This is a genomic window from Phenylobacterium sp. (assembly GCF_036263695.1).
In the GTDB taxonomy this organism is placed as follows: Bacteria; Pseudomonadota; Alphaproteobacteria; order Caulobacterales; family Caulobacteraceae; genus Phenylobacterium.
The window spans coordinates 1-5,397 of the sequence record NZ_DATAGM010000415.1 but is presented as its reverse complement, the minus strand read 5'-3'; the positions used below and the strand labels follow the sequence as shown (position 1 = coordinate 5,397).

The following is a 5,397-nucleotide window of genomic DNA, read 5'->3' as shown; positions in this document are numbered from 1 at the left end:
CCTTCACCCTGGACTCCAGCCCCACCGTGGCGCGCGACTACATCCATGTGAACGACGTGGTGGACGCCCTGATCGCCATGGCGTCGGCGCCGGCGCCTGGGATCGTCAACGTCGCCAGCGGAGAGCTCACCCTCAACAGCCAGATCGCCGAGGTGTTCAATGCTGTGGGCTGGCGCGTGGACTTCGCCCGCCGCGACGCCGTTCCCCGTCCGCCTTGCGCGGACGCATCCAAGTTGCGAGACCTGGGCGTCCGCCCGCGCCCAGCGCTGGACGTGATCCGCGGCTACCTGGAGAGCCTGGCGTGAAGCTGATCGACCACACGCCGCAGAGCCTGGCCGACTACACGACGGCCCAGGTGGCGTGCCTCGTGCCCGACGGCCGCCACCAGGCGCTGCGGGAGGCCATCGGCCGGCACCAGGACGAGGCGCTGGCCCGCACGATCGCCTGCATCGACAAGGTCGCCGCCTGGCGGCCGGGTGAGTTCAACTACCTGCATTCGTCGCAGTACTGCCAATACCTCTATTACCTGGCGAACACGATTTGGGTGCGGGAGAAGGACGCCGGCTCCGCCACCCGCCTGTTCCTGCTGAACAAGGCTCTGAACGGCATCGACCTGTTCTACGAGATCGCCATGCCGGCCCACTTCTTCATCGGCCACTCGGTGGGGATCGTGCTCGCCAAGGCGACCTACGGCGACTACCTGGTGCTCTACCAGAACTCCACGGTCGGTCGGCACATGGACAAGATCCCCACCGTCGGCGAGGGCGTAATCATCTACCCGAACTCCGCCGTTATCGGCGCCTCGGTGGTTGGCGACGGCTGCGTCGTCAGCCAGGGGGCCCGCATCGTCGACCGGCAGGTCCCGCCTCGCTCCATGGCCTTTACCGCGCTTGGCGGCGAGCTGACCCTGCGCCCCGCGCCGGAGGACCTCCTGAAGGAGTACTTCCGCCTTTGACCTCTCCCGCAGGGGGGGAGAGGTCTCTCATCCCGCCACCGCCTCGGCGCCTTCCGCCGTCACCGCCCTGGCGATCATCTCGTAGAAGTCCCGCGCGAACGCGTCGGGCTGTCCCAGCGGGCTCTGCTTGATGCGCTCGCGCAGGGTGCGGCGCAGCTCCCGGCGCTGCTCGCGGTCGGCGGCGAGCTTGATGGCGATGTCGACGTAGCCGTCGAGGGTGTCGGCGCTGTGGTGGGCGAGGCCCACGTTGCTGAGGATCGAGTAGCTCAGCCGCTCGAAAAGCGCCTCGCCGCGCAGGTTGACCACCGGGGCGCCCATCCACAGCGCCTCGCAGGTGGAGGTGCCGCCGGTCAGCGGGAACGGGTCCAGGGTGATGTCCACCTCGTTGTAGAAGGGCATGTGCACGCCGCGGACGGTGTGGAACACCAGCCGGTCGGCCGAGACGCCCTCGGCGGCGAAATAGTCGGCCATGTGCTGGCGGAAGCTGGGGGCGTTCCCCTCCGGGCGGATGAAGGCGAACTTCGAGCCGGGGACCTCGCGCACGACCCGCGCCCAGGTGCGGATCAGCCGCTCGTTGTACTTGTGAGGGTTGTTGGCGGTGCCGAAGGTGATGAAGCCGTTGCGCTCCTCGGCCAAGTCGCCGGCGATCGCGTGGCTGTCGCGGAAGGTGCGGCCCAGCGCCAACCAGGTCTTCGGCATGGTCAGCGGCGTCTCGATCAGCAGCGCCGGGTCCTTCGGTACCAGGTAGGGATCGAGCACGATGTGGTCGATGGCGGTCGGCCCGGCCGAGTGCGGATAGCCCAGCCAGCTGGCCTGTCGCCTGGCCGGCTTGTAGGCCATCACCGGCAGCTTGTTCATGTGCGTCGAGCCGCCTAGCTCGATCAGGATGTCCAGCTGGTCCTGCGCGATCTTTTCCGCCGCGTCGCGGTCGGAGATATCCTTCCACCAGCGGAAGGCGTGCACGGACTCGGCGATGAACTTCTGGATCTGGTCCTCGTCGCCCTGGTTGTAGGAGTAGCAGTAGAGCTCGAACCGGCTGCGGTCGTAGTGCTCGAACAGCGGCAGGGCGAAGTAGGCGACCGGGTGGTTGCGCAGGTCCGAGGACATGAAGCCGATCCGGATCTTGCCGTCCGGCGCGCGGGGCCCTGGGCGCGGGATCGGCGTTCGCGCCGCCTGGGCCTGGACGAGGTCGCCCCAGATGCGGTGCTGGGCGATCAGCTCGTGACGGTCCTCCGGCGTCTCCACCCGGGCCATCTGGGCCAGCAACGGGGCGTGCATGCCGGCGCCGGCCCACAGCCGTCCCGCCTCGGCGAAGCTGCCCAGCCGGTCGCGCTCGGCGTGGGCCCCCACCCGCATCAGCACCTCGCTGGCGATCTTCAGCTGGACCGGGTTGGTGATCGGGCCGGAGAGCCCGCCCTTCACCACCTGATAGGCCTCTTCGATGTGGGCCGACTCGTCGCCGTAGCGCGAGCGATTGAGGCTCTCGGCCAGGCCAAGACGGTAGTCGAGGCTGTGGGGCGCGAGCTCGAAGGCGCGGCGCAGATGGTGGTTGGCCCGCTCGCGGTCGTAGTCGGCGACCGTCAGGCCGATCTGATAGTGGATCCAGGCCTGGCTCGGATGGGTCGCGGCCAGTTCAGTCAGATAGGCGTCGGCGTCGCGCCGCCGTCCGGCGCGACGCAGCATCACCGCCTTGGCCTCCAGCAGCCGGGCGCTGCCGGGGTTGGCGGCGACGGCGCGGTCCAGCGCCTCCACGGCCTCGGCGATCCGGTAGCCGTCGGTCAGCAGCGCCAGCAGGTCCATCCAGGCGTCCTGGTTGTCCGGCTTCAGCTTCACCGCCAGCCGGTAGCGCATCTCCGCCTTGGCCAGTTCGCCGCTGTGCAGGTAGCCGCGGCCCAGGCCCCGCTGCAGCTCGGCGTTGCCCGGCTGCGCGCGGACCAGCCGGGTGAACACGTCCACCGCGCCGGGACCGTCCTTCAGGTCGTTGAGGACATTACCCTTGTTCTGCAGGACGGCCGGGTTCTTCGGGTTCAGCCGGGCGGCGGCGTCGAGCGCCTCGAGCGCCTCCTTCAGCCGGCCCATCCGGCGTAGCGCCACGCCCAGCATGTTGAAGAGGTCGGAGTCCTTCGGATGCTGTTCGGTCCCCGCGCGGGCCCAGCGGGCGGCGCGGGCGTAGTCCTGACGGCGGAACAGGATGGCCGTGAAGCTGCGGTAGAGCGCGGCCGGCGCCATGGGATCACCCTCCAGCGCCGCTTCGGTCAGGCGGACGCCGTCCTCGTAGCGGCCGGCCTGCAGCGCCGCCTCGGCTTCGGCGAACCTGGGATCCATAGAGCTGTCCTGATCGTGGCGTGGCCGCGAGGCTCGGGCGGTCTTAAGGGCGTCGGCTGCGCCAGGCGCGCCGCGTCGCCATCCTATCGGCGGCCGTTTGCGGCGCCAACGGCCCGGGCGGACGCAGGACCGCGCCGGCCTTTCAGGCGGGCGGCGACGTCGCGGGCCATGGCCGGCAGCAGGAACCACGGCTCCACCAGATAGCGGAACGCCAGCCGGCGCGGCTGGGTCGCCAGCCGGTACAGCCACTCCAGCCCGACCGGTCCCAGCCAGCGGGGCGCCATCGACTGGACCCCGGCCTCGTAGTCCAGCGCCGCGCCCACCGGCATGAACACGCCTCGCCGGAAGGCGGTGCGGTTCTGATGGATCCAGGCCTCCTGGCGCGGCATGCCCATGCCCACCAGCACCACATGCGGATCGTAGGCGCGGATCTGCGCCACCACGTCGAGGTTCTCCTCGGACTCGGCGCGGGCGTCGAAGTAGCCGTGGCGGACCGCCAGCTCCAGCCCCGGCCAGCGCAGGCGCAAGCGCTCGGCGCCGCTCTCGGCGACCCCCGGCGCGCCGCCCAGGTAGAAGACACGCCAGCCCTTCCGCTCGGCGAGGCTCCAGAAGTCCTCGCGCCAGTCAAGATAAGTGCAGCGGTGCCGTCCGTGGACCGGCAGGCCCAGCAGCCGGCCCCAGAGGATCATCGGCCGCGAGTCGATCTCGATCAGGTCGGCGGTGCGGAAGAAGGCGGGCAGGTGCGGCTCGCGGCGAAGCAGGTAGAGGCTATGGGCGTTGTGGTTGGCGATCACCGCCGGCTGTCCGGAGGCGACGAAGCCGGCGAGGGCCTCCATCACCTCCTGCGGGGTGATCAGATCCACCTCGGCGCCCAGCAGGGCGATGCGCTCAGGCCGGCGAGTCTCCATCCGCCGCTGATGGCACGGGGCGGCTTTCGGCGCCGTTAAGGCTGATGGTCCTCCCGCCGGGCGAACCGCCACTTCAACGCCAGGATCGCGCCCGACAGCACCAGGCAGACGGAGTTGGTGACGATCACCGGGAAGCTGCCGAGCAGCACTCCGTAGGCTATCCACAGGCTGAAGCCGGTCACCGTCACCACGTACATCCGCAGTGAAATCGACGAGGCGTCCTTCTCCCGCCAGATCTTTAAGAGCTGCGGCGTGAAGCTGGCCATTGAGCAGAGGCCCGCGGCGGTTCCGACCACGTCGGCCATTTCGATCGCCAAGTCAGCTAGCCTCCAACGCCTCGGCCACGCCCCAGCGGCGCGCGAACACCGGCGACAGGGTCAGGCCGACGGGCGGCGGGCCGGGCGCACGGCCGCGCCTCAAGCAGGCCTCCAGGTAGGCGAGGGCGGTCTTCACCCCCTGCTCAGAGTAGGGCTTGGCGATCACGCCGCAGGCCCCGGCGAAGTCGTCCGGCAGCCGGCGCAGGTTGGCGGTCATGAACAGCGCGACCCCGCCGCTGTGGCCGGCGATCTCACGAACCACCTCGACGCCGGTTGGCCCGTCCTGCAGGTGCACGTCCACCAGCGCCAGGCTCGGCCGCAAGGTGCGCGCCAGCCGGCAGGCCTCGTCCGAGTTCATGGCGTGGCCCACGTCCTTCAGGCCCGCCTCGCGCACCAGGAAACCGAGCTCGTGGGCCAGCAGCGCCTCGTCCTCGACGATCAGCACCTCAAGCGGCGGGCTCATACCACCAGGCTCACCGGGCACCGCACGGTCGCCTTCAGGCCCGGCTCGGCGTCCTCCAGGCAGATCTCGGCGCGAAGCTGCTGGGCGAGCAGGCTGGCGATGGTCAGGCCGAAGCCGGCGACCGGGGCCTCGCCAGGGCGGCCGACCCCATCGTCCTCCACCACCATCTCGAAGCTGCGCTCCGAGCGGGTCAGCCCGATGTGCAAGGTGGCCGGGCCGCCGTCCGGATGGGCATGGCGCAGGGCGTTGGTGACCAACTCCGACAGGATCAGCGCCAGCGGAGCGGCCTGGCTCGCGCCGACCTCCACCGGCTCCACGTCGAGCCGAACGTCGAGGCCCTGCACGCCCGCGGCCCCTGTTAGGTCGCCCACAAGGTCGCGGACGAACTCGGCGAAGTCGAACCGGTCGATCGCCTCGCCCTGGAACAGG

The 5,397-nt window shown here is 70.3% G+C and carries 6 protein-coding genes and 1 pseudogene; 2 read left to right on the top strand and 5 right to left on the bottom strand.

Annotation, left to right across the window (positions count from 1 at the left end):
- Nucleotides 1-305: pseudogene (locus VHK87_RS16740) on the top strand (hypothetical protein); the annotation flags it as partial.
- Nucleotides 302-955, top strand: coding sequence for a hypothetical protein (locus tag VHK87_RS16735; RefSeq protein ID WP_329636027.1), 654 nt, complete (start codon nt 302-304; stop codon nt 953-955). The pseudogene VHK87_RS16740 and the gene VHK87_RS16735, both read left to right, overlap by 4 nt.
- Nucleotides 956-982: 27 nt before the next feature.
- Here VHK87_RS16735 and VHK87_RS16730 read toward each other — a convergent pair whose 3' ends face one another.
- The 5 genes from VHK87_RS16730 to VHK87_RS16710 form a co-directional block, all read right to left on the bottom strand.
- Nucleotides 983-3,280, bottom strand: coding sequence for a tetratricopeptide repeat protein (locus VHK87_RS16730; protein ID WP_329636026.1), 2,298 nt, complete (start codon nt 3,278-3,280; stop codon nt 983-985).
- A gap of 83 nt (nt 3,281-3,363) precedes the next feature.
- Nucleotides 3,364-4,188 carry a WecB/TagA/CpsF family glycosyltransferase gene (locus VHK87_RS16725; protein ID WP_329636025.1) on the bottom strand — a complete coding sequence of 275 codons (825 nt, stop codon included), beginning with the start codon at nt 4,186-4,188 and terminating at the stop codon, nt 3,364-3,366.
- Between the two features lie 35 nt (nt 4,189-4,223).
- Complete coding sequence (locus tag VHK87_RS16720) at nt 4,224-4,505, bottom strand: SemiSWEET transporter (protein WP_329636024.1); 282 nt, start codon at nt 4,503-4,505, stop codon at nt 4,224-4,226.
- 1 nt (nt 4,506) lies between these two features.
- Complete coding sequence (locus VHK87_RS16715; RefSeq protein ID WP_329636023.1) at nt 4,507-4,968, bottom strand: response regulator; 462 nt, start codon at nt 4,966-4,968, stop codon at nt 4,507-4,509.
- Nucleotides 4,965-5,397, bottom strand: a 433-nt coding sequence (locus tag VHK87_RS16710) for a sensor histidine kinase (RefSeq protein WP_329636022.1), incomplete at its 5' end; no start/stop codon positions are given. The genes VHK87_RS16715 and VHK87_RS16710, both read right to left, overlap by 4 nt.

Bases quoted from the DNA above. Each gene is read 5' to 3' on its own strand.
- VHK87_RS16715 (WP_329636023.1), bottom strand. From the start codon at position 4,968: ATGAGCCCGCCGCTTGAGGTGCTGATCGTCGAGGACGAGGCGCTGCTG.
- VHK87_RS16725 (WP_329636025.1), bottom strand. From the start codon at position 4,188: ATGGAGACTCGCCGGCCTGAGCGCATCGCCCTGCTGGGCGCCGAGGTG.
- VHK87_RS16730 (WP_329636026.1), bottom strand. From the start codon at position 3,280: ATGGATCCCAGGTTCGCCGAAGCCGAGGCGGCGCTGCAGGCCGGCCGC.